Origin of the sequence: Nonomuraea angiospora, from assembly GCF_014873145.1 — a bacterium.
Lineage (GTDB): Bacteria > Actinomycetota > Actinomycetes > Streptosporangiales > Streptosporangiaceae > Nonomuraea > Nonomuraea angiospora.
This window is the reverse complement of sequence record NZ_JADBEK010000001.1, coordinates 1,281,433-1,305,035: the sequence shown is the minus strand read 5'-3', so window position 1 is coordinate 1,305,035 and position 23,603 is coordinate 1,281,433. Positions and strand designations below refer to the sequence as shown.

General features: G+C 70.8%; 25 protein-coding genes. 12 read left to right on the top strand and 13 right to left on the bottom strand.

The window, feature by feature from the left end:
* Positions 1 to 49: 49 nt before the first annotated feature.
* The 5 genes from H4W80_RS05975 to H4W80_RS05955 form a co-directional block, all read right to left on the bottom strand.
* On the bottom strand, positions 50 to 910 hold the full coding sequence (locus H4W80_RS05975) for an ABC transporter permease (RefSeq protein ID WP_192784146.1): 861 nt from the start codon (positions 908 to 910) through the stop codon (positions 50 to 52).
* Positions 870 to 1,709, bottom strand: a complete 840-nt coding sequence (locus tag H4W80_RS05970; RefSeq protein WP_192784145.1) for an ABC transporter ATP-binding protein — start codon at positions 1,707 to 1,709, stop codon at positions 870 to 872. Before H4W80_RS05970 ends, H4W80_RS05975 begins: the two co-directional genes overlap by 41 nt.
* A complete protein-coding gene (locus H4W80_RS05965; protein ID WP_192784144.1) occupies positions 1,706 to 2,161 on the bottom strand; it encodes a MarR family winged helix-turn-helix transcriptional regulator in 456 nt (151 codons plus the stop codon). Before H4W80_RS05965 ends, H4W80_RS05970 begins: the two co-directional genes overlap by 4 nt.
* A 71-nt stretch (positions 2,162 to 2,232) precedes the next feature.
* Positions 2,233 to 3,834 carry a multicopper oxidase family protein gene (locus tag H4W80_RS05960; protein ID WP_192784143.1) on the bottom strand — a complete coding sequence of 534 codons (1,602 nt, stop codon included), beginning with the start codon at positions 3,832 to 3,834 and terminating at the stop codon, positions 2,233 to 2,235.
* Entirely contained in the window at positions 3,827 to 4,210 is a 384-nt protein-coding gene (locus H4W80_RS05955; RefSeq protein WP_192784142.1) for a hypothetical protein, read from the bottom strand. The genes H4W80_RS05960 and H4W80_RS05955 overlap by 8 nt, the downstream gene beginning before the upstream one ends.
* A 229-nt stretch (positions 4,211 to 4,439) precedes the next feature.
* On the opposite strand from H4W80_RS05955, the gene H4W80_RS05950 reads away from it, so the two are divergent.
* Positions 4,440 to 4,874: an ester cyclase gene (locus H4W80_RS05950; RefSeq protein ID WP_192784141.1), complete on the top strand. Its 435-nt coding sequence runs from the start codon at positions 4,440 to 4,442 to the stop codon at positions 4,872 to 4,874.
* Here H4W80_RS05950 and H4W80_RS05945 read toward each other — a convergent pair.
* Together H4W80_RS05945 and H4W80_RS05940 are read right to left on the bottom strand one after the other, a co-directional pair.
* Entirely contained in the window at positions 4,839 to 5,093 is a 255-nt protein-coding gene (locus H4W80_RS05945; protein WP_192784140.1) for a hypothetical protein, read from the bottom strand. The two genes, H4W80_RS05950 and H4W80_RS05945, sit on opposite strands and share 36 nt — an antisense overlap.
* Before the next feature lie 124 nt (positions 5,094 to 5,217).
* Positions 5,218 to 5,823: a helix-turn-helix domain-containing protein gene (locus tag H4W80_RS05940; RefSeq protein WP_192784139.1), complete on the bottom strand. Its 606-nt coding sequence runs from the start codon at positions 5,821 to 5,823 to the stop codon at positions 5,218 to 5,220.
* A 97-nt stretch (positions 5,824 to 5,920) separates the two neighbouring features.
* On the opposite strand from H4W80_RS05940, the gene H4W80_RS05935 reads away from it, so the two are divergent.
* Both H4W80_RS05935 and H4W80_RS05930 read left to right on the top strand, forming a co-directional pair.
* Positions 5,921 to 6,541: a class I SAM-dependent methyltransferase gene (locus H4W80_RS05935; RefSeq protein WP_192784138.1), complete on the top strand. Its 621-nt coding sequence runs from the start codon at positions 5,921 to 5,923 to the stop codon at positions 6,539 to 6,541.
* Positions 6,542 to 6,570: 29 nt separating this feature from the next.
* Positions 6,571 to 8,085, top strand: coding sequence for an MFS transporter (locus tag H4W80_RS05930; RefSeq protein WP_192784137.1), 1,515 nt, complete (start codon positions 6,571 to 6,573; stop codon positions 8,083 to 8,085).
* A 35-nt stretch (positions 8,086 to 8,120) separates the two neighbouring features.
* Here H4W80_RS05930 and H4W80_RS05925 read toward each other — a convergent pair whose 3' ends face one another.
* Positions 8,121 to 9,038 carry an AraC family transcriptional regulator gene (locus tag H4W80_RS05925; protein ID WP_192784136.1) on the bottom strand — a complete coding sequence of 306 codons (918 nt, stop codon included), beginning with the start codon at positions 9,036 to 9,038 and terminating at the stop codon, positions 8,121 to 8,123.
* 142 nt (positions 9,039 to 9,180) lie between these two features.
* Between H4W80_RS05925 and H4W80_RS05920 the strand changes: the two genes are divergently transcribed.
* The 3 genes from H4W80_RS05920 (at position 9,181) to H4W80_RS05910 (ending at position 12,519) form a co-directional block, all read left to right on the top strand.
* Positions 9,181 to 10,254, top strand: coding sequence for a saccharopine dehydrogenase family protein (locus H4W80_RS05920; protein WP_192784135.1), 1,074 nt, complete (start codon positions 9,181 to 9,183; stop codon positions 10,252 to 10,254).
* Between the two features lie 531 nt (positions 10,255 to 10,785).
* Positions 10,786 to 11,370, top strand: coding sequence for a dihydrofolate reductase family protein (locus tag H4W80_RS05915; protein ID WP_192784134.1), 585 nt, complete (start codon positions 10,786 to 10,788; stop codon positions 11,368 to 11,370).
* Between the two features lie 354 nt (positions 11,371 to 11,724).
* Positions 11,725 to 12,519: an SCO6745 family protein gene (locus H4W80_RS05910; protein ID WP_225963270.1), complete on the top strand. Its 795-nt coding sequence runs from the start codon at positions 11,725 to 11,727 to the stop codon at positions 12,517 to 12,519.
* Positions 12,520 to 12,614: 95 nt separating this feature from the next.
* Here H4W80_RS05910 and H4W80_RS05905 read toward each other — a convergent pair whose 3' ends face one another.
* Together H4W80_RS05905 and H4W80_RS05900 are read right to left on the bottom strand one after the other, a co-directional pair.
* Entirely contained in the window at positions 12,615 to 13,499 is an 885-nt protein-coding gene (locus H4W80_RS05905) for a hypothetical protein (RefSeq protein WP_192784132.1), read from the bottom strand.
* Positions 13,496 to 14,074, bottom strand: a complete 579-nt coding sequence (locus tag H4W80_RS05900) for an RNA polymerase sigma factor (RefSeq protein ID WP_192784131.1) — start codon at positions 14,072 to 14,074, stop codon at positions 13,496 to 13,498. The genes H4W80_RS05905 and H4W80_RS05900 overlap by 4 nt, the downstream gene beginning before the upstream one ends.
* Positions 14,075 to 14,083: 9 nt before the next feature.
* Here H4W80_RS05900 and H4W80_RS60270 point away from each other — a divergent pair, with 9 nt between their 5' ends.
* A complete protein-coding gene (locus H4W80_RS60270) occupies positions 14,084 to 14,323 on the top strand; it encodes a hypothetical protein (protein ID WP_225963269.1) in 240 nt (79 codons plus the stop codon).
* Here the strand turns inward: H4W80_RS60270 and H4W80_RS05890 are convergent.
* The gene (locus H4W80_RS05890) at positions 14,295 to 14,738 is read right to left on the bottom strand and encodes a MarR family winged helix-turn-helix transcriptional regulator (RefSeq protein WP_192784130.1); all 444 of its coding nucleotides are present in this window, start codon (positions 14,736 to 14,738) and stop codon (positions 14,295 to 14,297) included. The two genes, H4W80_RS60270 and H4W80_RS05890, sit on opposite strands and share 29 nt — an antisense overlap.
* 91 nt (positions 14,739 to 14,829) lie before the next feature.
* On the opposite strand from H4W80_RS05890, the gene H4W80_RS05885 reads away from it, so the two are divergent.
* The 5 genes from H4W80_RS05885 to H4W80_RS62485 all read left to right on the top strand — a co-directional run bounded on the left by H4W80_RS05885 (position 14,830) and on the right by H4W80_RS62485 (position 19,940).
* The gene (locus tag H4W80_RS05885) at positions 14,830 to 15,861 is read left to right on the top strand and encodes an NADP-dependent oxidoreductase (protein ID WP_225963268.1); all 1,032 of its coding nucleotides are present in this window, start codon (positions 14,830 to 14,832) and stop codon (positions 15,859 to 15,861) included.
* 217 nt (positions 15,862 to 16,078) lie between these two features.
* Positions 16,079 to 16,564, top strand: a complete 486-nt coding sequence (locus tag H4W80_RS05880) for a carboxymuconolactone decarboxylase family protein (protein ID WP_192784129.1) — start codon at positions 16,079 to 16,081, stop codon at positions 16,562 to 16,564.
* Positions 16,565 to 16,654: 90 nt separating this feature from the next.
* Positions 16,655 to 17,596 carry an RNA polymerase sigma factor SigJ gene (gene sigJ, locus H4W80_RS05875; protein ID WP_192784128.1) on the top strand — a complete coding sequence of 314 codons (942 nt, stop codon included), beginning with the start codon at positions 16,655 to 16,657 and terminating at the stop codon, positions 17,594 to 17,596.
* 78 nt (positions 17,597 to 17,674) lie between these two features.
* A complete protein-coding gene (locus tag H4W80_RS05870; RefSeq protein ID WP_192784127.1) occupies positions 17,675 to 18,904 on the top strand; it encodes an NAD(P)/FAD-dependent oxidoreductase in 1,230 nt (409 codons plus the stop codon).
* A 79-nt stretch (positions 18,905 to 18,983) separates the two neighbouring features.
* Positions 18,984 to 19,940 carry a MerR family transcriptional regulator gene (locus H4W80_RS62485; protein ID WP_192784126.1) on the top strand — a complete coding sequence of 319 codons (957 nt, stop codon included), beginning with the start codon at positions 18,984 to 18,986 and terminating at the stop codon, positions 19,938 to 19,940.
* 140 nt (positions 19,941 to 20,080) lie between these two features.
* On the opposite strand, the gene H4W80_RS05860 is transcribed toward H4W80_RS62485, so the two are convergent.
* Positions 20,081 to 22,090 (bottom strand): transglycosylase domain-containing protein, encoded by a 2,010-nt coding sequence (locus H4W80_RS05860; RefSeq protein WP_192784125.1) that lies wholly within the window; start codon positions 22,088 to 22,090, stop codon positions 20,081 to 20,083.
* Between the two features lie 493 nt (positions 22,091 to 22,583).
* The gene (locus tag H4W80_RS05855; protein ID WP_192784124.1) at positions 22,584 to 23,537 is read right to left on the bottom strand and encodes a WD40 repeat domain-containing protein; all 954 of its coding nucleotides are present in this window, start codon (positions 23,535 to 23,537) and stop codon (positions 22,584 to 22,586) included.
* Between the last annotated feature and the right edge of the window lie 66 nt (positions 23,538 to 23,603).

Genomic DNA, 23,603 nt, shown 5'->3' with positions numbered 1-23,603 from the left:
ATGTGACCTCCCGATCGAGCCCGCTCAGTGAGCGGCGCCGCCCCGGGGGTCACCGTGCCAGCCGCCCCAGCAGCACCGACGCCGCCGTGATGCCGATCGCCGTGGCCGCGAACAGCACCGCGAAGTCCAGCGGCAGGTGCGAGGGCACGCCGAGCAGCAGTCCGCGCAGCGCGTCGACCTGGTAGCTGAGCGGGTTGACCGCGCTGACGTACTGCAGCCAGGCCGGCATGGCCGTGGCCGGGTAGAGCGCGTTGGACGCGAAGAACAGCGGCATCGTGATCGCCTGCCCGATGCCCATCAGCCGGTCGCGGGTCAGGACGATCCCGGCGATCGTCACCGACAGGCAGGAGAAGAACGCCGAGCCGAGCAGCACGGCCACGATCACGCCGGCCAGGCGCAGCGGGTTCCAGGTCATGCTCACGCCCAGGAGCGCGGCGATGACCATGACGACCACCGCCTGGATCATCGCCTTCACCCCGGCGGCGAACGCCTTGCCGGTGACCAGCGCGGCTCGCGGGGTCGGCGTGACCAGGAGCTTGGTCAGGACCCCCGAGTCGCGCTCCCAGATGATCTGGATGCCGTAGAAGATGGCGATGAACATCGTGGACTGGGCGATGATCCCGGGGGCCAGGTAGTCCAGGTACGGGATGCCGTCGCTCGGGATCAGCTTGATGCGGGTGAACGTCTCACCGAAGATCAGCAGCCACAGGGCGGGCTGGATCGCGCGGGTGTACAGCTCGGTGCGATCGTGGCGCAGCTTCTGCAGCTCCACGACGCACATGGCGGCGACCCTGGCGGGCAGCACGCGCCACCCCGTACGGGCGCGCGGCGGAACCAGCAGCAGGTCGAGGCCGTCCGCGCCGGTGCGGTCAGCCGACGCGGGAGGCGGTGTTGCGGGTACGGCGGACATCGCGGAACTCCCCTCCTCCTTCGTCGAGGCCGCTTCCGGCGACGTCGCGGAACACGTCCTCCAGCGTCGGGACCGCGTCGTCACCGCGCCGCTCGCGCAGGTCGGCGATGAGCCGCTCCGGGGTGCCGAGGGCTCGTACGCGTCCCTTGTGCATGAGCGCGACCCGGTCGCAGTACTGTTCGGCCTCGTCCATGTAGTGCGTGGTGACCAGCACGGTCATCCCGGTGGCGGCGCGCACCGCCATGATGTGCTCCCAGACGCCGGTGCGGGCGATGGGGTCGAGCCCGATCGTCGGCTCGTCCAGCATGAGCAGGCGGGGCGCGCTGACCAGGGCCTGGGCGAGTTCGAGGCGGCGTACCATGCCGCCGGAGTAGGTGCCGGCCATCCGGTCGGCGGCGTCGGCCAGCCCGACGGCCTCCAGCGCCTGGCCGACCCGGCCCGCGCGCTCGCGGCGGGGGACGTCGAACACGCGGGCGAACAGGGAGACGTTCTCCCGGCCCGTGAGGCTCGCGTCCGCCGACAGCTGCTGCGGCACGTAGCCGAGCAGGCGGCGCACCGCCATCTTCTCGGTGGCCGCGTCGTGCCCGAAGACCCGCACCATCCCGGACGGGACGGGCAGCAGCGTGGTCACGCACCGGATCGCGGTGGTCTTGCCCGCCCCGTTGGGGCCGAGCAGGCCGAACACCTCTCCGGCGGCAACCGTCAGGTCGACCCCGTCGACGGCCCTGGTCTGGCCGAATGAATAGCGCAGGCCGGTGCAGGTGACCGCGTCACCCGCCGTCGGCGTACCGTCCCTCATGCCGTACCCACCTCCTCGTGCAGACCCTCGGCGAGCCTGCGCAGCGCCGGGAGCGCGGCGGCCAGCGCGGCCCGGTCCTCCTCGCTGAGCCGCTCCACCTGCTCGCGGACGAGCGCCGCGCGCCGCTCCTCCCAGGCGCGCAGCCGCGCCTCGGCCTCGGGGGTGGGCAGCAACCGGGCGGAACGGCGGTCGTCGTGGCCGGTCTCACGGCGCAGCAACCCGGCCGTCGTGAGCTGATTGACCAGCGTGGACACCGAGTTTCCGGCCAGGTAAAGCTCCTTGGCCGCCGCCGAGACGCCGATACCGGGGTTGGCGGAGACCAGCCGCAGCAGCTCGACCTGGGCGCCGCGCAACCGCGGCCCGGTCAGCCCGCGGCGCAGCCTGCGCCGCAGGAGCCGCTGGATGCCGGTCAGGACGCCCGCGAGAGCGTCGGGGAGATCCGTGCTGCCCATACTCAAAACATTAGCTCTGTTCACGAGCTAATGTGAAGTACCCAGCTCAGCACGTATGCGGATAAATCCGGTTAAATGATCTCAAGGTTGGCCATCATCCCCATGTCCTCGTGTTCGGCGTTGTGGCAGTGGAAGAGGTAACGGCCGCGATAGCCGTCGAACCGGGTGATGATCTCCACGGCTTCCCCGGGCCGGAGCGAGACGGTGTCCTTGAGTCCCGCGTCGTGGGCCAGCGGCGCCCTGCCGCTGCGCGACAGCACCCGGAAGCCGGCCAGGTGCAGGTGGACGGGATGGTGGACGTCGGCGACGAGCCGCCAGACCTCGACGTCGCCGAGCCGGGTCGTGACATCGGCGCGGGCGGGGTCGAACGGCAGGCCGCCGATGAGCCAGCCGTGGCCCGCGTGCATCTGCCCGGCGCGGAAGGAGAAGTCGCGCACCCTGACCGCGTCCGAACGCCGCCACTCCGGCAGGTCGGTGGACAGCCTGGCGGGGATGCGGCTGTCGTCGGCGGCTGCGCGGGCGACGCGGAAGGCCATCACGTCGCCGGTACGGCCCGAGCCGAGCCGGTTGAGCACCCTGACGAGGCTGCCGGTCGGGACGCCGGAGAAGTCGATGACCACGTCGTAGCGTTCGGCGGGCGCGATCGGCAGCAGCCGGTGGGTGACCGGGGCGGCGAGCAGTCCCTGATCGGCCCCGATCTGGACGAGGTCGAGGCGGCGCCCGTCGCCGGTGACCGCTTCGAGCTCGTAGTGGCGGGCGTTGGAGGCGTTGAGGATGCGCAGCCGGTAGCGGGCCGCGTCGACCTCGTGCACGGGCCACGGGGCGCCGTTGACCAGGATCACGTCGCCGAGGACCCCGGCGAGGTACGGCTCGCGGACGCCGGGCCGTACGCGCAGGGTCGGGTCCAGGGCGGGGTAGGCGAGGCTGCCGTCGGCGGCGAACGCCCGGTCGGCGATCATGAGGGGCAGCTCGCGCGGTCCGGCGGGCAGGCCGAGCGCGTCCTCGGCGTCGTCGCGGACGAGGTGCAGCCCGGCCAGGCCCCGCCAGATCGCGGGGGCGGTGAAGTCCATCCGGTGGTCGTGGTACCACAGCAGCGTGGGCCGCTGGTCCAGCGGGAAGGTGTAGTCCCTGGTCAGCTCGGTCACCACGGCCCGCGGGTCGCGCATGCCGTGCTCGGACCCGTGCCCCATGTGCGTCGAGTGCTGCTGCCGGCCCCCGGGCAGGACGAGGTCGGTCGGATACCCGTCGGAGGCCGCGGGGGTCCGCCCGCCGTGCAGGTGCACGACAGTCGGGACGGGCAGCTCGTTGCGGTGCGTCACGGTGACCGGCCGGCCGCGGCGCGACTCGATCGTCGGCCCCGGGAAGGTCCCGCCGTACGTCCACAGCGGCGTCGTGACACCGGGCAGGATCTCCGCGCTCGCTTCGCGCTGGGTGATCTCGTAACGGTCGGCGCCGCCGGAGGCGCTGACCGGCTTCAGCACGGCGGGGATCGGCAGCGGCACCTGGAAGGGCGGCGGCAGCGGTACGGCGCTGCGCAACTCGGCACCGGTGATCGACGGCCGGCGAGCCAGCGCCGCCGCGGCCGACAAGCCGGTGCCCGCCATCAGCCCGAGCGCCCCGCCGATGCCGAGAACCCGCCGCCGGGTCAGGCCCCGGGCGCCATGCTCACGCATGAGGGACCTCCCGCCGCGGCAAGGGCCGGCTCCAGACGGCGATGAACAGCACGACGAGCCCGACGACTGTCATCACGCCCAACGGGATGTGCAACCACAGCGCGCCGTCCAGCCCCGCGAAGTACTGCACGGTCTCGGCCGCCACCACCGCCGCCGTGGCCAGGAACGGCCAGATCTGACGCAGCCGGATCCACACCACGATCGCCACGATCACCTGCAGGTAGCCGATGGACGTGACCACGTCGGCGCCGATCGCGTGCCAGCGCAGGCCGTCGAAGTCACCGGTCAGATACACCCCGGCGAACACCGGCTGGCCGACGATCGCCACCACATGGGCGCTGACGACGGCCCGCAGTTGCGAGGCCATGGTGAGCATGCGACATCCCTCCTCATTCGGTTCTCGACCGGTTCCGAAGCTATGGCCTGCGCGTTATCTTGTCTAAGATCAATATCGCTATGCAGTTATGTATTGAGAGGCATGGCACCTCGGCCGCGCGGCGGGCCTGACAATCCGAGGGGCTGTCTGGTCGATACCTGCAGAGGCGCGGGCTTCACCGCCACGCGTCCCGTTGTGAGCACCTGTCTCGATCTCAAGGAGTGGCGACATGTCAACAGCCCAGGAAGCACGGAACAAGGAGACGTACCACCGCTTCCACGCGGCCATCAACAGCGGCGATCTGGAGGTCATCGCGAAGGCGATCGACGAGTTCGTTCACCCGGACGGGCGCTTCCACACGAAGGAACTGGCGGACGTGACCGCGGTGCAGGCGCAGAAGCGCGTATGGGAGATCCTGCTGCGCGCCTTTCCCGACATTCACGTGACGGTCGAGGACCTGCTCGCCGAGGGAGACAAGATCGTCGCTCGGCAGACGGTCACCGGAACCAACTCCGGTGAATACCGGGGCATGCCCCCGACCGGCAAGTCCGTCACCTACAACGAGATCTTCATCGCCCGCTTCGCCGACGGCCAGATCATCGACCTCTGGGGAGTCGTGGACGTCTATTCACAGCTGCGGCAGCTCGGCCTGATCCAGGCGTAGGAGAGCAGCGATGGCCGCCGGGCGCTGGCCGTCGGGTTGGGCATCAGCGGGATCGCGACGGCGCTGCGGCTGCGCCAGACCGGCTGGACGCCGGTCATCGTCGAGCGGGCCGCCGCCCGGCGTCGAGATCCGTTGCTCCATGGTGCCGACCCGGATCCGCCAGGACGCCGGCGGGGTGAACGTGACGCCGGCCGACACCGCCGGCGGGACCTCGCTCACCGAACGTTTCGATCTGGTCGTCGGTGCGGCGGCTGGTGTTCGGGCCGCATGAGGATCCCCGGTGCTGGAGGTCCCGGCCACCCGCTTCGAAGTCGCGCGGCGCAAACGGTCGCCCTTAGGCTGATCAGCCCTTGCCGGCGGCCGGGCCCTGTCTCGGTGCCGCACGGACGTGCGCGCGTTCGCCCTGTTTCCCGATGAGACTCAGGTACTCGACGGGACCGGCACTGGTGGCCCCGAACCAGTGCGGGGTCCGGGTGTCGAACTCCGCCGCCTCCCCCGGCTTGAGGATGAGGTCGTGCTCCCCGAGCACCAGGCGGAGCGTCCCGTTGAGGACATAGACCCAGTCGTAGCCCTCGTGGGTGCGCAGGTCGGGCGCGGCGTCGTCGCTGCCGGTCGGGAGGACGAACTTGTAGGCCTGGATTCCTCCGGGCCTACGGGTCAGCGGCAGGATGGTCGAGCCGTCGCCGCACGGGATGGGACGCAGGTTGATGCGGGGGTCGCCGGTCGGCGGCGCGTCCACGAGCTCGTCGAGCGTGACCCCGTAGGCGCGGGCGAGCGGAAGCAGCTGCTCGAGCGTGGGACGTCGCAGGCCCGCCTCGAGCCGGGACAAGGTGCTGGTGGAGATGCCGGTCTCGGCCGCGAGGTCGGCGAGCGTGACGTCTCGTTGCAGCCGAAGGCGTTTCAGTCTCGGGCCCACGGCGTCAAGAGTGCGGTCAATGGTTTCGTCCACCCCACCATTTTGCCATTTGGCAACAACGTTTGCGCATCTGCCTTCACTGTCAGCACCATGAACAGCGCTGATCACCGCGAACAAGGGGAAACAACCTATGACGTACGAATTCGACAAGGACTTCTGGGAGCGGCACTGGCAGCAGGGGCGCGCCGGGGGCCCCGGGTCCATGGGCGGCAACCCGCCGAACCCGTACCTCGCTCCTGAGACCAGCGGCCTGACGCCGGGCACGGCGCTGGATGCGGGGTGCGGCGGCGGCGCCGAGGCGATCTGGCTCGCCTCCCGCGGCTGGGACGTCACCGCGGCCGACATCTCGTCCGAGGCCCTTGCGCGCGCTGCCGAGCGCGCGGCCACGAGCGGGGCCTCCGAGCGCGTGCGGTGGGTTGAGGCGGATCTGAGCGTCTGGAGCCCAGGCGCGCAGTTCGACCTCGTCATGACCCATTACGCCCACCCGGCGATGCCCCAGCTGGAGTTCTACGACCGCATCGCCGGATGGGTGGCTCCCGGCGGCACGCTGCTCATCGTGGGCCACCTGCACACCCCGGGTTCGACCGGCCACGGGCACCATCCTCCCGCCGAGGCGTCGGCCACCGCCGCGGCCGTCACCGCGCGCATGGACGGCGCGGAGTGGGAGATCGTCACCGCCGAAGAGCGCCTCCGCACCGGCCACGGGGTTCCCCTGCACGACGTCGTCGTACGCGCCACCCGACGCCCGTGATCACGCCGTCCGTTCCTGGAGGGAATTCCATGAGTACGAAGCCGGAAGCCCCCGGCCTGACCATCGACGACCCGCGGCGACGACGTACGATCCTGGCCGGGGTCTGCGTCGCGCTCATGGCGGTCATCGCCTCGGTCTCCGGGCTGAACGTCGCCCAGGCGGAGCTCGCCGTGGCGTTCGACGCCTCGCAGAGCGAGGTCTTGTGGTTCATCAACGTCTACACCCTCAGCCTGGCCGCGTTGCTGCTGCCGCTCGGGGCGATGGGTGACCGGTGGGGCCGCAGGCGGGTGCTGCTCGCGGGCCTGGTCGTCTTCGGGGCGGCGAGCGCGGCGGCCGGCCTGGCCACCTCGTCCGGCGTCATGCTCGCCGCGCGTTTCCTGAGCGGCGTGGGGGCGGCGATGATCATGCCGGCCACCCTCGCCGTCATCACCTCGACCTTCCCGGACGAGGAACGTTCCAAGGCGATCGGCGTGTGGACCGGCGTCGCCGGGGGTGGGGGCATCCTGGGGATGTACCTGTCGGCCGTCCTGGTCGACCTGGCGAGCTGGCGGTGGCTGTTCGTCCTGCCGGTCGTGCTCGTCGTCGTCGCCATCGTCATGGCGCTGCGATCCGTCCCGAACTCGCGCGAGGCGTCCGGGCACGGGTTCGACGCCATCGGCTCGCTGTCGTCCGTGGTGGCGGTGGTGGGGCTCGTCTTCTTCCTCCACGAGGGCCCGGAACGGGGCTGGACCGCGCCCGCGACGCTCCTGGGCCTTGTCGCCGGCGTCGTCGCCGCCGTCGGATTCGTGGCATGGGAGCTGCGGCAACAGGCTCCGCTCCTCGACGTCCGCCTGTTCCGCGAGCGAGGTCTCGCGAGCGGCTCCGTGTCGCTGCTGACGGTCTTCGGCGTGCAGGCGGGGATCTTCGTGGTTCTCTTCCCGTACTTCCAGGCGGTGCTCGGCTGGTCCGGCCTTCGCTCCACGCTGGCGCTCATGCCGATGGCGCTGCTGATGATGTTCGCCTCGGGCCTCGCCCCGCAGGTGGCCGCGCGCATCGGCAGCCGTTCGACGATGGCGTCAGGGATCTTCCTGGGCGGCGCCGGGCTGGTCCTCATGGCCACCTTCGTCTCCGTCGACGGCGGCTACCTGTCGGTCCTGCCCGGCATGCTCGCCATGGGACTCGGTATGGGCCTGACGATGACGCCCTCCACCGAGGCCATCACCACGGCCTTGCCGCGCGAGCGTCAAGGTGTCGCGTCGGCGCTCAACGACGTGACCAGGGAGTTCGGCACCGCTCTCGGCGTCGCGCTGCTGGGAGCGGTTCTGACCGCCGGCTACCGCGGCGCCATCGACTCCCGGCTCGGCGGAGTGCCGGACGCCGCCGCCGGCACCGCCCGCGAGGGCATCGCCAACGCCCTCGCGGCCGCCGGCGGGGCGCAGTCGCTGATCCGGGCCGCCCAGGAGTCCTTCGTCGCCGGCTGGCAGCAGGCCATGTGGGCGGGCGCGGTGGTCATGGCGGTCCTGTTCGGGTACGTTCTCGCGCGAGGTCCGCGGCGACAGCCGTGACCTGCGCTGGCTCGCGCAGGTGGGACCTGGAGGGGCTATCTCCTGCCGGCGCGGTGCCGGTAACCGCCGGGCGGTGACCCGTACTGGCGTTTGAAGGCATGGGTGAAGGTGTACTGCGAGCTGTAGCCGACCTGCTGGGCGATCGTGTTGACGGGAGCGTCGGAGGTGCGCAGGAGCCGGGCGGCGGTGGTCATCCGCCACCATGTCAGGTAGGTGAGCGGTGGCTGGCCGACCAGATGGGTGAACCGCCGGGCGAAGGCGGCCCGGGACAGGCATCCCTGCGCGCCCAACTCCTCGACGGTCCATGGCCGGCTGGGATCTCCGTGGATGGCGCGGAGGGCGGCGGCGACGGCGGGGTCGTGCAGGGCCGCGGCCCAGCCGGTGGCGGAGTGGCCGGAGACGTGCTGTTCTTCGAACCACGCGCGCAGGATGTAGAGCAGGAGAAGATCCAGCAGGGTGAGCAGGATGGTGTCGGAGCCTGGGCGGGCGTCACTGTCCAGTTCCACGCCGAGGAGTTCGACCGCGGCGCGGAGTTCCCTGTGCCGCCCTACCCGCGTCGGCAGGTGGATGACCTCGGGCAGGTCGTTCAGGAGCGGATGCGGCCCGGATCTGTCCAGGAGGTAGGCGCCGCAGAGCATGACCACCGTCGCCGGTCGGTCGGCTGACGTTTCGTCGTCGCGGCCATCATGGACTCTGGTGAGCGTTACCGGGGTGGATGGGTCGTCGGCCAGACCGTGTGCGGATCCGCGGGGCAGGAACGCCACGTCGCCCGGCCCGAGCGCGATCGGCTCGCCCCGCGAGGGGAGAAGCCAGCACGTTCCCTGGAGAACGATGTGGAACCCGGCGGACGGCACTGCCGGAAACCGCTGGGCGAAGGGAGCGGACCTGGTCACCCGGCCCGAGTGGGGTCGACCGGTACGCGCCGCGCTCACCACATCAGACAGAACGTCCACTCGGCCAGTGTAACTATCGACGACCTAAGCGAAGACGATGACGCAAACTCTAGAGCGAATCACGTATTCAACCGTCTTGTGTCAGCGCCTTACTGTGCTGGAGAGCTGAGCAACCGCGCAGCTGCCATCGTGAGGAGACGACATGAAGATCGCCGTTTATGGCGCGAGTGGATATCAGGGCAAGCTCGTTCTCGCCGAACTGGCACGACGCGACATCGAGACGGTCCTGGCCGGACGCGATCTCGCGCGCCTGGAGGAGGCCGCCTCGGCGGTCGGTCTCCCCGACGCGGAACGACGCGTGGCCGACACCAGCGACCATGAGGCGCTGGTGAGCGCGTTGCGCGGCTGCGACGGCGTCATCAACTGCGCCGGACCGTTCACCTCGTCAGGTGAGGCCGTGGTCCGCGCCGCCATCGCCGCCGGCTGTCACTACGTCGACACCTCAGGCGAGCAGCTCTACGTCAAGAAGATCTTCGACACCTTCACTACGGAGGCGGAGAACGCCGGGGTCACCGTCGTGCCCGCCGCCAACGACGGCTGCGTCCCGGTAGACCTCATGGCCCACCTCCTGGCCGACCGCCTTGAACCGGTCGAAGAGATCATCATCACCCACGTGGTCGTCGGGGGCGGCGGCATGTCGCGCGGCTCGCTGCGCTCGCTGGTCGAAACGATCGACGCCATCAAGGCGGGAGGCCTGACCTACGACGACGGCGACTGGCGCCCCGGCATGCCCGCCCGCCGCACCGCGATCAGGCTGCCCGGACAGTCGGAGGCGACCCCGGTGGTGGCCTTCCCGGTGTCGGAAGTGGTGACCATTCCCCGTCACATCCGCGTCCGCCATGTCCAGGGCCTGACCGAGGCGGCATTGGGCGACCGGCTCAACACCCCGCTCACACCGGAGATCATCCAAAGCCTGCCTGAAGGACCCGATGAGGACAGCCGCCGCACGCAGCGTTTCACCTACGTGCTCGACGCCACCAGCACAGACGGCCGCCGCGCCCGCGGCATCGTCCAGGGTCCCGACACCTACGGCACGACCGCGGTGATCGCCGTCGAAAGTGCCCGGCGTCTCATCGCCGACCCTGCCAAGCCGGGAGTACTCGCGCCCGCCCAGGCCTACCGCCCGAGCGCTTTCCTCGACTTTCTCGTCCCGTACGGGATCCAGTGGATCGTCGACAATGAGCCTTCTCCGGTAACGATCGGCCACGGCGTGTGATCGTCACGGCAGTCGCCGGATCCCGATCAGGCGCGATGCGAGCGTGCCGCTCGGCCGTGGCCAGTCGGTAGCGGCGACGCACGCAGGCGGCTCGGCCCTCAGCTCCCGAACGTGTCCCCAACCGCCAGGTGGCTGATCCGCAGTTCTTGGAACCACCCGTGTCCTGCCGACCAGATCCTGCCCACTCCGTCGTCTCCCACGGCATCGGGCTGGCGCCTGGCGCGGAGAACGGCCGAGGCTGGTCTGCGGCGCGCTTGCGGGCCTGCCGGCCCGGCGAGGGCCCGGTTTTCCAGGTGTCCGTCGTCCAGCGGCCGGGTCACGACCTCTGTCGTCGAGAAGAGGGGCGAAGGCCGTGGTCGTGCGTACCAGCAGAACTCATCGCCTACGCGGTGACATCTGTATCTGTGCACCGGGGCGGCCACGGCGACAAGGTGGACTTCATCGGAGACATCAAGATCCAATCTTCCCACAGCGCAGGCGTGCGAGGCTGCCGGCGGGCGCTCCCCCTGCGCCGGCGAGGAAGGAAACGGTATGACGAAGTCCGTGTTGTACATGTCGATGTCGCTCGACGGGTTCATTGCCGGCCCGGGCGACGGGCCTGGCAACGGGCTCGGGATCGGCGGCCTGCGGCTGCACGAGTGGCTCGGCGAGCCCGCCTCCGACCCGCCGCACTTCGACCCGCCGGGGCTGAGCGGGCAGGTGTTCGGCGAGCTGATGGCGACGGGTGCGGTCGTGGTGGGCCGCAAGACGTTCGACTACGCCGGCCGTTGGCACGGTGATCACCACGGGGTGCCGATCTTCGTACCCACGCGTGGTGTCCCTCCGGCGCCGCAGAGCGGCTGGGTTCACTACGTGCCCGACGTCGCGACGGCGATGCGCGAGGCCAAGGCGGCCGCCGGCGACAAGGACGTGATGGTGCACGGTGCCGGGCTCGCCCAGTCGCTGCTGCGCGAGGGCCTGCTCGACGAGCTGGAGATCCACCTGATCCCGGTCGTGCTCGGTGACGGGCGGCGGCTGTTCGGCCCCGACCGCATCGAGTTCGAGTTGATCCGGGTGCTCGACGCGCCCGGTGTCACGCACCTGCGCTACCGGGTGAACTCAGGTGCCGGCCGGTGACCACGGCGACCAGCGCCATCACCTCACACCGGACGACTCTCGCGACGCAGGGTGGCCCTCCTCAGCCATCTCCCGTTCCCGAACTCCGCGTGCCGTTGATGAGGCGCCAGGCGCTTGCAGATCCGGATCAGCCCCGTCACCACCCTGCCCGCCCTGGGCCCGCCCGACATGACGGGTGGTGAGCACGGACCGAGTCCGGGTGACACCCCGACGCTGCCCGGCGGAATCGACCGGAGCTGTCGTATCCGGGCCGCGTTGTTCGTAGCTAGGGTGAGCAGTCGCCCACGAGGGCACTGCCACGACCAAGGGAGACGCCGACCGATGCCGCAGCACCCACTAGCCAAGGTCCACCGCATGTTCGAGCTCGTCGAGCCGATCGCCACCGTCACCTTCTCCGAGGTGGCGAACGAGGCTTTCCTGGCCCTCGGCATGCGCAACTACTGGGATGGATACTTCGCGGGCCGGGCCGCGCCGCTGGGCCTGGCACCGGCCGCGGTGGTGCACGCGGTCTTCTACAACTTCGCCGACGGCGAGGTGGCGCGCCACATCCCATGGGTGTGGGGGAAGACCAGCCCGCAGGAGGCGATCGCCGTGCGTGAGCGGGGCAGCGCCACCGCCCTGCGGCAGAGGATCGGGGAGCTCGCCGACTCCCCCGCTCTGGTGCGGGCCGCCGACCTCGCCACCCGAGCAGCGGTCAGCGCGCCGGCCGAGGGCCGGGTCCTGTACGCCGGGCTCCGGGCGCTCGACGTGCCCGAGGAGCCGGTGGCCAGGCTCTGGCACGCGGCGACGCTACTGCGGGAGCACCGCGGGGACGGTCACAACGCCGCCCTCCTCGCGCACGGCATCGGCGGCACCGAGGCCCACGTTCTCCTGGCTCTTTCCCTCGGAATGAAGGCGGAGGACTTCGGCCGGATCCACCACCTGCCCAAGGCACAGCTGGCCGCCGTCGTCGACGGGCTGCGCGGCCGCGGCCTCGTGGACGCCGCCGGCGGGTTCACCGACGCCGGCCGGGAGATCAACGTGCGGATCGAGGCCCTCACCGACGAGCTGGCTGCGCCGGCGTACGAGGTGCTCAGTGCGGACGAGCTCGACGAGCTGGTCGCGGGGCTCGAGCCGATCGCCGCCGCGGTACAGGCCGCCGACGACTGAACGGGCGCATCAGGCGACGTCGCCGCGCCGTGTCCGCCCACCCGGTATTCGGCGGCGCCGGACCGTGAGGCCCGGTGCCGCCGTGGGTGGCCGGGTCAGTCGCGCGCAGAGCCCCCCGTGGCCGGTGTGTTCAGTTGCGCGCTCGTCCGGCCGGTGAGCTCCTCGAGGGAGACGCTGTGCCGCGACCCGTCCTGGAGGATTGCCGTGACGCTCTTGACGCCGCCACGAGGCGAGGCGTTCTCGCGCTCCTCCGTCGTTGGCGCGTCCGGCCACCAGGCCGCGAAGTAGCCGCCGGTGACGGTCGCGGTCACGCTGCCTTTCGCCTCCGTGGAGAGCTCCAGACCCACCACGCCGGCACCGACCCTGCCAGTCACGATACGCACGCTCTCCTCACTCGAGCTCACGACCGAGCCGAGGGCGGCCCGCGCCGACCCCGCGGGAACCGGCGGAAGCGGTTGTGCGCCGGGCCCCGGCGTGGTGCCACCCGCGGCAGCGATGTCGCCATCGCGGAACAGGCAGCTGATCTCGGCCAGATGGCTGCTGCCGTCGTTGACGTAGACGAGCGTCCATGGCCCCCGGCCCTCGGTCACCACGGGGCGGAAGCCGAGCTCGCGCCCGGTTGTCCGCTTGGCGGTGTCCTGGGCGTGGTCGAGGCACTTCTCCTGGGCGTCGGTGGCCCTGTCGCCGCTCACCGTGTGCGGCGTCGCGGTCCACGCTGCCATCGCCGAGCCGCCGCCGAACACGCCGGGCAGCAGCAGCGCTGCCGCGATGCCGGCGGCGATCCCTCCGCCGACAGCGGTGAGACGCCCGGCGGTGAGCAGGCGAGGGCGGCTGGTCGTCGGTGCGGGCGCCTCCATCGGGTCGGTGGCCACCACCCGGGCCAGCAGGGCCCGAGCCTTGGGGTCGGTGCTGGTGTCCAGGTCGGCGGGGGTGACGGCCGGGTCGAGGTCGCGCAACGCGTGGTCGAGGGTGTCGTTCATCGAATGCTCCGGGACTCCACGGTGGCGGTTGCCACGGGCTGGGTTGTAGTGGCGGGGGCCGCGTCGGCGTGGTGGCGCAGGGCACGCCGGGCCCGGGCGAGCCGAAGCCGGAACGCGACGGGGGAAATGCCGAGCACCCGCGCGGCCTGTGGGGCTGTGAGGCCGTCCCAAACGGCCAAGGCGAGCGTCTCCTGGTGGCGCGGGCTGAGCCGCCGCCACGCCTGGACGAGGTCGAGCCGGCGTGCCACCAGTTCGGCGTCCAGCCCGGCCGCCGCGGCGCCGGTCAGCTGGCTGTCGGCGATGCGGACAGTGAGCGCCTGCCGCCGCTGGTCGGCCCGCAGCCCGTTGCGGAGAGTGCGGTGCGCCACGCCGAACAGCCAGGCCCGCGCCTCGTCCGCCGCCGGCGGCACGTCGTCCAGGCGCCGCCAAGCGACGAGGAACACGTCGGCGACCACGTCCTCGGCGTGGGAGGGGTGGACACGACGCTCGACGAACCGCAGCAACGCGGCATACGTCTGCTCGTAGAGGTGGGCGAAGCGCTGGGTGCGCGGCGGCCCGGTGTCGGTGACGTTCATGCCCAGGTCATGTCCGGCAGGCCCACAGGTGTGTCGCGAACCGGGATTCTCGTCGTTCAAATCGCCGCACGCGTCGGGATCGACATCCACCGACTGCGCCACGCCCACGCCTCCACCGAAACCACCCAGCTGTACGCGCTACTCGACGACAAGGTCGCCGACGCCGAGATCCGCGCCGCACGCCGGCCACCAGGCCGGACCATTCACCACGCCCAGGGAGTCAGCTGTTCGGTTCTCGTGTTCCGTTGAGGGCCTTGCGGAGCAGGGTGGCCAGTTGGTCCTGTTCGCGGGCGCTCAGATTGGCGGCGGCGGATCGGGCGAACTCGAAGGACTTCTCGAAGGCGGCGTAGAGGGCGATTCCATCGGGGGTCCGGACGATCTGCCGGGAGCGGCGGTCGTTGGGGTGGGGGCGGCGGCGGACGAGATCGCGCGCCTCGAGCCTGCGGATGATCTGGGTGATGTTGGAGGCGTCGCAGCCGAGTTCGTCGGCCAGTTCTCGCATCCCGATCTGCCGGGTGAGCCGCCCGAGCACGCAGGCCTGCGCCACGCTCAGCCCGTGCTCCAGGGCGGCGGTTTCGTAGGCGCGGTCGTAGGCGTCAACGAAGTCGAACATCGCCCGTTCGGCATCGGTCGACGCGGTGACGGGCCCCGTCGGTACGGCCATGGGATCACTCTACCAAGAACTTGATGCACTCAAGTACGTGTGTCAGCATAGATGCTTGATTGGATCAAGTATCTGTGGAAGGGGTGTTCCGATGATGGTCACCAGCAAGGGACGGGCCCGGGAGTGGCACCTGGCACGACGGCCGTCGGCGCAGGCGTCAGCCGACGACTTCTCGCTGGTCGAAGCCCCGATTCCCGAGTTGCGGCCCGGCCAGGTCCTGGTACGCAACACACACCTGTCGGTGGACCCGTACATGCGTGGCCGGATGGACGACCGCCCGTCCTACATCCCGCCGTTCCCGCTGAACGCGCCGCTGGAGGGCGGAGCGGTCGGCGTGGTCGTCGAGTCCCGCGCCGACGGTGTCAAGCCGGGCCAGGTGGTCGAGCATTTCCTGGGCCTGCGGGAGGCCACCGTGGTCGATGCGGCCGGGGTCGTCCCCATCGATACCGACGGCCTGCCCGCCGAAATCTTTCTCGGTGTGCTCGGTGTGACGGGCCTGTCCGCATGGCTGGGCATCACCCAGGTGGCGTCGGTGCGACCCGGCGACACGGTGTTCGTTACGGGAGCGGCCGGGGCGGTCGGGAGCATCGCCGGTCAGCTCGCCAGGCTGCGGGGGGCCAAGCGGGTGATCGGCAGCGCGGGATCGTCCGCCAAGGTGCGCCATCTGGTGGACGACCTCGGTTTCGACACCGCCTTCGACCATCACGACGGTGCGGCCGGTGAGCACCTTGCGCAGGCCGCGCCGGACGGCATCGACGTGGTGTTCGACAACGTCGGCGGCGCCCAGCTGGAGGCCGCGATCGACCATCTCCGGGTCGGGGCCCGGCTGGCCCTGTGCGGGATGGCCAGCCAGTACGACGGCCGCGAGCCGTACGGCGTGCGGAACTTGTACGAGCTGATCACCAAGCGGGCGACCGCGCGCGGTTTCCTGGTCACCGACCATCAGGACCAGATGCCCGCCTTCCGCGCCGAGGTGGGTTCCTGGGTGCGCTCGGGCGAGATCGTCCACCGGCAGACGGTGCTGGACGGCATCGAGCGGGTGCCCGAAGTCCTGCTGGGTCTGCTGCACAGCGGAGCGGCCACGATCGGCAAGGCCGTCGTCCGGCTCCAGGATCAGGCATGACCCGCCGTCCGTTCCCACCGTCGTCAGCAGCGCGCCCATGCGCTCCACCATGCGGGCGAAGATCTCGGCGTTGACCTAGGCCCGGATCGTGGAGGCCGGGTGGCGCACGTCACATCTTCGAGCTGTCACAAGGAGCAGGCGGCCGGCATCTCTATGCCGTCAGGACGCCGCGGGGACGATCCGCGCGGCGGGCAGCTCCACAAGTGAGGACGAAGTCATGGAACCCCGTATGGACCTGAACGCCAACGAGTTCGGCGCCAAGCTCGGCAAGCGGTTCTACAACGTCAGCCTGGCGATCGAGCAGTCGACGCTGCCCAAGCCCACCCGGGACCTGGTGATGCTGCGCGCCAGCCAGATCAACGGCTGCGGCTTCTGCGTCGACTACCACTCCAAGGACGCCGCGGCCGCCGGGGAAACCGCGGTGCGGCTCAGCCTGGTCGCCGCCTGGCGTGAGTCCACCGTGTTCACCGAGGCCGAGCGGGCGGCGCTGGCGCTCGCCGAGGAGGGCACCCGGCTGGCCGACGCCTACCAGGGCGTGTCCGACGAGACCTGGGCCCAGGTGCGCAAGCACTACGACGACGACCAGATCACCGCCCTGGTCTACCTGGTCGCGATGATCAACGCGGCCAACCGGCTCGGCGTGATCGTGCGCACCCAGGGCGGCTCCTACGAGCCCGGCATGTTCGCGAGCCTGTCGAAGTGATCGGCGGGCGAACCCCGGCCCGGGATCCGGGCCGGGGCCCGCCCGGGTGCGGGTGCGGCCGGCGCGCGCCGCGCGGGCTAGGATCGCGCCATGCCCTTGACCGCGGACGACATCGACCGGTTCGAGGCGTCCAGGCCGCGCCTGGAGGCCATCGCCTACCGCCTCCTCGGCTCCGCCGCGGAGGCCGAGGACGCCGTGCAGGAGACGTTCCTGCGCTGGCAGGGCGCCGACGTCGACCGCATCGAGGTCCACGAGGCCTGGCTGACCAAGGTTCTCACCAACCTGTGCCTCAACCACCTCACCTCCGCGCGGGCGCGCCGCGAGACGTACGTGGGTGAATGGCTGCCCGAGCCGCTGCTCGCCGGTGACCCGATGCTCGGCCCGGCCGACACCGCCGAGCAGCGCGAATCGGTCTCGTACGCGGTCCTCACCCTCATGGAGCGCCTCTCCCCCAACGAGCGGGCGGTGTACGTGCTGCGGGAGGCGTTCGACTACCCGCACCGGGAGATCGCCGAGATCCTCGACCTCACCGAGGCCGCCAGCCAGCAGATCTTCCACCGCGCCAAGAAGCACGTCGCCGACGGCAAGGCCCGTACCGAGATCGACGCGGCCGCCGCCCGGCGCATCGTCGAGGAGTTCCTGGCGGCCGCCACCAGCGGCCGGACCGAGCCGCTCGTACGCCTGCTCACCGAGGACGCCGTCTCGATCGGCGACGGTGGCGGGAAGATCCCGGTCCGCACCAAGGCGTTCGAGGGCGCCGTCGCGGTCGCGACGTTCCTGCGGGGCCTGTTCAAACCCGGCGAGGCCAAGCGCACCCTGCTCGGCGGCCTGCCCGCGGTCTACGCCTGGACCGCCAACGGCGAGCCCGCCGTGGTGGCCGTCGTGGACGGCCGGGTCGTCGGCATCATGTGCGTGGAGGTCACCGCCGAGGGCCTCGCCGCGTTCCGCAATCAGGTCAACCCCGACAAGCTCGAACGCGCGACCGCGCAATGGGCGGCCGTCGACCACGGGGAGCCCCTGTTCGCTATGTGAGGTGCTTCACACCCCGTTCCTGTCAGGAAACGGCGGGCTGCCCGGTTCAAGGGGCAACCGCACAGACAGGAGCAGGAAATGCAGCACCGCATCGTCGTCCTCGGAGCCGGATACACCGGAGCAGTCGCCGCCGGCCGCCTCGCCAAGCGGCTCCACCGCGAGGACGTCACCATCACCCTCGTCAACGCCGAGCCCGACTTCGTCGAACGCGTCCGCATGCACCAGGTGGCGACCGGCCAGGACCTCAAGCCCCGGCCGTTCATCGAGATGTTCGCGGGCACCGGCGTCGAACTGCGGCTCGCGCGGGTCACCGGCGTCGACGTCGACCGCAAGACCGTCAGCCTGATCGACGCGAACGGCGCCGGCGCCGGCCTGATTGCGCCCGGGTCCAGCGCCGAAGAGCTCCCCTACGACACGCTCGTCTACGCCCTCGGCAGCCGGTGGAACGCCCAAGGCGTCCCCGGGACCGCCGAGCACGCCTACGAGATCGCCGGCCGCCCCGGAGCGCTCCGGCTGCGCGAGCGCCTGGCCCGCCTCGACGCCGGGCAGAGCGTCGTCGTGGTCGGCGGCGGACTCACCGGGCTGGAGGCCGCGACCGAGATCGCCGAGGCCCGCCCGGACCTCCACGTCGCCCTCGCCGCCAGGGGCGGCCTCGGCGACTGGCTCTCCCCCAAGGGCCGCGAGCACCTGCGCAAGGTCTTCGGCCGGCTCGGGATCACCGCGTACGAGCACGCCGCCGTCACCGGCGTCGAAGCCGACCACGTCACCACCGCCGACGGCGAGGCCATCCCGGCCGCGGTCACCGTGTGGACCGCCGGCTTCGCGGTCCACCCGATCGCGCAGGCGACCGCCCTGGAGGTCAACGGCACCGGCCAGATCGTGGTCGACGGGACCATGCGCTCGGTCTCGCACCCGGACGTGTACGCCATCGGCGACGCGGCCATGGTGATGGGCCCCGGCGACAAGCCGCTGCGCATGTCGTGCGCCTCGGGAACGCCGACCGCGTGGCAGGCCGCCGACGCGATCGCGGCGCGCCTGACCGGCCGGAAGCTCCCGAACGTGTCGATCCACTACTTCAACCAGTGCATCTCGCTGGGCCGCAAGGAGGGTTTGATCCAGTACGTCACCGCCGACGACCGCGCCGTGCAGGCGGTCCTGACCGGCCGGCTCGCCGCCGTCTACAAGGAGCTGATCTGCAGGAGCGCCGCCTGGGGCGTCGCCAACCCGACGCTCGGGCTGCCGACCCGGCGCCGCCGCGTCACGCGGGAACGCGCCGCGACGGGCTCGGCCGTCAAGGCATCGGCATAGAGCGCGCGAAGAGAACGTCCTTGGCTCGGCTTGACCTTACCCTCAAGGGCAAGGTTTACCGTTCATCGAGGTGAGAGGCATGCGGATCAGTGAGCTGGCCCGTCGGGCGGGCGTGACGACCAAAGCGGTGCGTTACTACGAGTCGCTGGGACTGCTCACGCCCGGGCGGCTGGCCAACGGCTACCGGGACTACGACGAGCACGACGTACAACTCACGCGGGAGATCCGGGCGCTCGGCAACCTCGGGATCCCCGTCGAGCGCACCCGGCCGTTCCTGGACTGCCTCGCGGCCGGCCACCGGCACGCCGACGACTGCCCGGCCTCGCTGGCCGGGTACCGGGACGCGATCGCCGAGCTCACGCAGCGGATCGAGGGGCTCGCCGCCCGCCGGACGGTGCTGATCGCGCACCTGGAGGAGGCCGCCCACCGCAACAGCCGCGTCCCACCGGCCGACGAAGGAGAGGACCTGATGACCGACTACGCGAGCCTGCCCGCTGACCTGCCCGTGCCCGAGGACGACGGCGCGGCCGCCCATCTGCCGGGCATGAAGGCGCCGCACCTGGAATTCCAGGGCACCGGCGGAGCGACGATCCGCCTTGACGCGCTCGGCGCGGGCCGGACGGTGATCTACATCTACCCGCTCACCGGCCGCCCGGGCACCGACCTGCCCGACGGCTGGGACTCGATCCCCGGAGCGCGCGGCTGCACCCCCGAGGCCTGCGGCTTCCGCGACCACCATCAGGACCTGCTCGCCGCCGGCGCGGCGAACGTGTTCGGCCTGTCGAGCCAGGACACCGGCTATCAGCGCGAGGTCGTCGAGCGGCTCCACCTGCCGTTCCAGATGCTCTCGGACCCGGCGCGGAGCCTGGGCCAGGCGCTCGATCTGCCCACGTTCGAGGCCGGCGGGCGGACGCTGTACAAGCGGCTGACCCTGATCCTCCGCGACGACGCCGTCGAGCACGTCTTCTATCCGATCTTCCCGCCGAACGAGCACGCCGCCCAGGTCCTGACCTGGCTACGGGACAACCCTCTGTAGAGGGCACCGGGCGGACGGTCGGGCCGTTTCGGCGCTGAGGGCCTGTGCCACTGGCCGGCGCGCCGCCAGGCGTGCGGGCTCCCACGTCGTTCAGCCCTCCAGCCCGATCAGCATCGCCGGCGCTCCAAGCCCTCCTCAGGCTAAAACCCCGTGGTGACGTCGTCCGCTTCGAGGGGATCGTCGTCCTCAAGCGGGTCCTCGCTGACGTCGTCGTCGGTGGACGGCTCCTGGGTCGGCTTGGGCGTCGGCTTCTGCACCAGGTCGTGCTGCTGGCCGCCGAAGGTGGGCGTCGGGAACTGCTCGACCGGCTTGCCGTCCATCGCGGCCGTCATGAAGTCACGCCAGATCTTGGTGGGCGTTCCGGCGCCCTGGATGTTGCCCAGGGAGACCTCCTTGGGCAGGGGGTAGCCGTTGGCGTCCTTGATGACCTTCTTGGTCTTCGGGTCGACCTGCGGGACCTCCTTGTACATCCCGACGGCCGCGGAGAGCTGCGGGGTGTACCCGACGAACCAGGCTTCCTTGTTCTCGTTGTTGGTGCCGGTCTTGCCGGCGATCGGACGCCCGCCGGGCAGCGTGGTGCCCGCGGCGGTGCCGTACTTGACCACCTGCTGCATCGCGTACGTCGCGTCGGCGGCGGTTTCGGAGCTGATGACCGTCTTGGGCACGCCGGCCTCCTGCATGACGGTCATCCCCTTGAACGACTTGACCGAGACGACCACGTGCGCGTCGCGGTGGACGCCGCCGCCGGCGAAGATGCCGTACCCGGAGGCCTGCTCGACCGGGGTGACCAGGCCGGCGCCGATGGACATGCCGTACGCGTGGTCCTTGACGGCCTGGTCCAGGTTCTTCTTGTTGATCCCTGCGTCCTCGGCGATCCTCTCGACCTGCTTCAGGCCGACCTCCTGCGCCATCGTGGCGAACGCCGTGTTCACCGACTCGGCGGTGGCCCGGTCGATCTGCACGGCCGCGCCCACATTGTGCGAGTTGCCGATCGGCTTGGTGCCCGGCAGCGTGACCGGGCCGTTGCCGGACACGTAGCTCTTGAGGCTGTAGCCGTTCTCGAGCCAGGCGGCCAGCACGTACGGCTTGAACGCCGACGCGGCCTGCTTGTAGGCGTCGAAGGCGTTGTTGGTGAAGCTCTTCAGGTAGTCGTGGCCGCTGTAGAACGCGATCACCCGGCCGTTGCGCGGGTCCACGGCGGCCATGTTCGCGCGGATGTGCTTGTCGCCGACGGTGGCGAGGTTGCTCTCCACCGCCTTCTTCGCGGCCTGCATGAGCTTCCTGTCGAACGTCGTCGTGACCCGGAAGCCGTCGCTGCGCAGGCTCTCCCTGGAGATCCCCCGCTGCTCCAGCTCGCGCTGCACGATGTCGACCATGTAGCCGTTGATGCCCTTGAGGGTCTCCTTCTTGTCCAGCTTGGCGAGCTTGGGGAACTTCGCCGTCTTGGGCAGCTGCCCGTACTTCGCCGGGTCGACGACCGCCATGCCGCCGATGACGTACGTGAACCGCTCCCGGGTCGGCGCCCAGTTCTTCTTGGCCTCCGTCTTGTCGAAGACGACCGGGTTCTGGATCCGGCCCGCCAGGTAGGCGGCCTCGGCGGGGGTCAGCTTGTCGACGTCCTTGTCGAAGAACGCCTGGGCGGCGGCCTGGATGCCGTCCGCGCCGCGGCCGAAATAGATGGTGTTGAGGTAGTTGGCAAGGATCTCGTCCTTCGACATCTCCTTGCTGGCGCGGATCGAGACGAAGATCTCCTTGACCTTCCGCTGAATGGTCCGCTCCTGGCTGAGACCGTCGTAGTAGGCCCGCGCCATCTCCTGCGTGATCGTCGAACCGCCCTGGACCTGCTGGCCGGTCACCGTGCTCCACACCGCCCGCATGATGCCGGACACCGAGATGCCCGGGTCGGTGCGGAACGTGCGGTTCTCGGCGGCGATGAAGGCGTCCTGGACATGCCGCGGGATCTTGCTGATCGGCACGATCTCGCGCTTGGTGCCGAGCCGGGCGATCTCGGTCTTGCCGTCCCGGTAGTAGATGACGCTGCCCTGCTCGACAGCCCGCTGCTGGGTCGCCAGAGGGAGCGGGGTGTTGGCGTACGCCACCATGATCATGCCGAAGAGGCCCGCCGCCAGCACCGTGAAGGCGAGGACCACGACCTTCCAGCTGGGGATGAACCGCTTCCAGTCCGTCCGGCGCGGCCGGTCGCCGCCCTCGTCCGGGCGTCCCCCGGGACCGTCGTCACCCGGCCCGCCGGGGCCACCGGGACCGCCCCGTCCGGGGCCACCAGGACCGCCCTGTCCGGGGCCACCAGGACCGCCCTGTCCGGGGCCACCGGGACCGCCGGGGACGGGGCCGCCGGATCTCCGTAACCCGTCACGACCTGCCTGCGGACGCTGAGCCGTCGCCGGGCCCGCGGCGCGGCGCCGCACCCTGCGCGGGCTTTCCCCGGCACCGCCACGGTCAGGCTCGCCACTCTGCTGCGGCCGAGCAGGTACGCGGTGCCCGTGCGACGGCTCCTTGGCCGGCATCCCCTGCAATCCATCCCCCTAACGGTTAGCCAATAGATAGCGGCCACCCTAAAGGGTGTCAAAGCGCTGCACCCGGAGGACGAACAAACCGCCAGTCAGCCGATCACCTCGCGCCGGCTCAGGCGAGGTCGGACTCGTCCCAGATCCGCAGGACGCCGTCGCCTCCGGAGGTGACGAGCACACCACGGCCGTCGACGATCGCCGACTCCATCGTCGTGATGTCGTGCCCGTGCGCGTTGACGTGCCCGGCCTCGGTCCCGTCGGCGGCGTCCCACAGGCGCAACGAGTCCGAGGCCGGGGTCACGACCAGCGGCCGCCCGTCCACCGTCATCACCGCCACCGCCTCCAGAGCCCCTTCCGAAGCGGAGACCGGTCCGTACAGCAACTCGTCCGGCTCGGCGCCGAGAGCCCAAGCGTACAGCTCGCCCTTCTCGGTCACCGCGACGATCGCCGTGCGCTCCGCGAGAGCGCAGGCGGTCACCGCCCACACCCGCCCCTCGTCCGGGTAGAAGGAGCCGAGCTCGGTGAGGTTCGCGGCGTCCCACGCGTGGGCTCCCGACCCGCCCGCCAGGATGAGGCGGCGGCCACCGGCCCGTGCCGTCCCGAGGCAGAACACCTGGCCCACTTCGTCGAGCAGGGTGTCCGTGCCGTCCGGCGACCAGAGCCGCACCTCCTCGGAGTACTGCTGCGCGGTGACGAACCGGCCGTCGAACGCGATGACGTCGGCGAGGTACTCGCCGTTGAGCGGTGTCCGCCACAGGAGCTCGCCGCTGCCGAGATCCCACAGAGCCGGCTCCTGCTCGTCTCCGCCGGCCGCCAGGAGCAGCTTGCCGCCGACGGAAAGCGCGGCGACCATGTCGATGACGTTCTCGGCATCGGGGAACTGCGCCACGACCGGGTCCCCCGCGTGCGCGTACGGCAGGGACCGCCCCGACCATTCGCCGCTCGACGGGGACCACGTCCACACCCCGCCCCACCTGTCCGCGCAGACGATCAGGGAGCTTCCCTCGTGGCGCACGACGGAAAGGTCGCGGATCGGGGAATCGGCGGGAATCGTCGCACTCATGATCATCCGCAGAGTGTAGCGACCGGGCACCGACCTCACATTCCACAGTGTTGTCTCGTCGTAGGGGTAAGA

What these genes read in the sequence shown, in the direction of transcription:
- H4W80_RS05975 (WP_192784146.1), bottom strand. Translation starts at nt 910, where the DNA reads ATGTCCGCCGTACCCGCAACACCGCCTCCCGCGTCGGCTGACCGCACC.
- H4W80_RS05970 (WP_192784145.1), bottom strand. Translation starts at nt 1,709, where the DNA reads ATGAGGGACGGTACGCCGACGGCGGGTGACGCGGTCACCTGCACCGGC.
- H4W80_RS05965 (WP_192784144.1), bottom strand. Translation starts at nt 2,161, where the DNA reads ATGGGCAGCACGGATCTCCCCGACGCTCTCGCGGGCGTCCTGACCGGC.
- H4W80_RS05960 (WP_192784143.1), bottom strand. Translation starts at nt 3,834, where the DNA reads ATGCGTGAGCATGGCGCCCGGGGCCTGACCCGGCGGCGGGTTCTCGGC.
- H4W80_RS05955 (WP_192784142.1), bottom strand. Translation starts at nt 4,210, where the DNA reads ATGCTCACCATGGCCTCGCAACTGCGGGCCGTCGTCAGCGCCCATGTG.
- H4W80_RS05950 (WP_192784141.1), top strand. Translation starts at nt 4,440, where the DNA reads ATGTCAACAGCCCAGGAAGCACGGAACAAGGAGACGTACCACCGCTTC.
- H4W80_RS05935 (WP_192784138.1), top strand. Translation starts at nt 5,921, where the DNA reads ATGACGTACGAATTCGACAAGGACTTCTGGGAGCGGCACTGGCAGCAG.
- H4W80_RS05930 (WP_192784137.1), top strand. Translation starts at nt 6,571, where the DNA reads ATGAGTACGAAGCCGGAAGCCCCCGGCCTGACCATCGACGACCCGCGG.
- H4W80_RS05920 (WP_192784135.1), top strand. Translation starts at nt 9,181, where the DNA reads ATGAAGATCGCCGTTTATGGCGCGAGTGGATATCAGGGCAAGCTCGTT.
- H4W80_RS05915 (WP_192784134.1), top strand. Translation starts at nt 10,786, where the DNA reads ATGACGAAGTCCGTGTTGTACATGTCGATGTCGCTCGACGGGTTCATT.
- H4W80_RS05910 (WP_225963270.1), top strand. Translation starts at nt 11,725, where the DNA reads ATGTTCGAGCTCGTCGAGCCGATCGCCACCGTCACCTTCTCCGAGGTG.
- H4W80_RS05905 (WP_192784132.1), bottom strand. Translation starts at nt 13,499, where the DNA reads ATGAACGACACCCTCGACCACGCGTTGCGCGACCTCGACCCGGCCGTC.
- H4W80_RS05900 (WP_192784131.1), bottom strand. Translation starts at nt 14,074, where the DNA reads ATGAACGTCACCGACACCGGGCCGCCGCGCACCCAGCGCTTCGCCCAC.
- H4W80_RS60270 (WP_225963269.1), top strand. Translation starts at nt 14,084, where the DNA reads ATGTCCGGCAGGCCCACAGGTGTGTCGCGAACCGGGATTCTCGTCGTT.
- H4W80_RS05890 (WP_192784130.1), bottom strand. Translation starts at nt 14,738, where the DNA reads ATGGCCGTACCGACGGGGCCCGTCACCGCGTCGACCGATGCCGAACGG.
- H4W80_RS05885 (WP_225963268.1), top strand. Translation starts at nt 14,830, where the DNA reads ATGATGGTCACCAGCAAGGGACGGGCCCGGGAGTGGCACCTGGCACGA.
- H4W80_RS05880 (WP_192784129.1), top strand. Translation starts at nt 16,079, where the DNA reads ATGGAACCCCGTATGGACCTGAACGCCAACGAGTTCGGCGCCAAGCTC.
- sigJ (WP_192784128.1), top strand. Translation starts at nt 16,655, where the DNA reads ATGCCCTTGACCGCGGACGACATCGACCGGTTCGAGGCGTCCAGGCCG.
- H4W80_RS05870 (WP_192784127.1), top strand. Translation starts at nt 17,675, where the DNA reads ATGCAGCACCGCATCGTCGTCCTCGGAGCCGGATACACCGGAGCAGTC.
- H4W80_RS62485 (WP_192784126.1), top strand. Translation starts at nt 18,984, where the DNA reads ATGCGGATCAGTGAGCTGGCCCGTCGGGCGGGCGTGACGACCAAAGCG.
- H4W80_RS05855 (WP_192784124.1), bottom strand. Translation starts at nt 23,537, where the DNA reads ATGATCATGAGTGCGACGATTCCCGCCGATTCCCCGATCCGCGACCTT.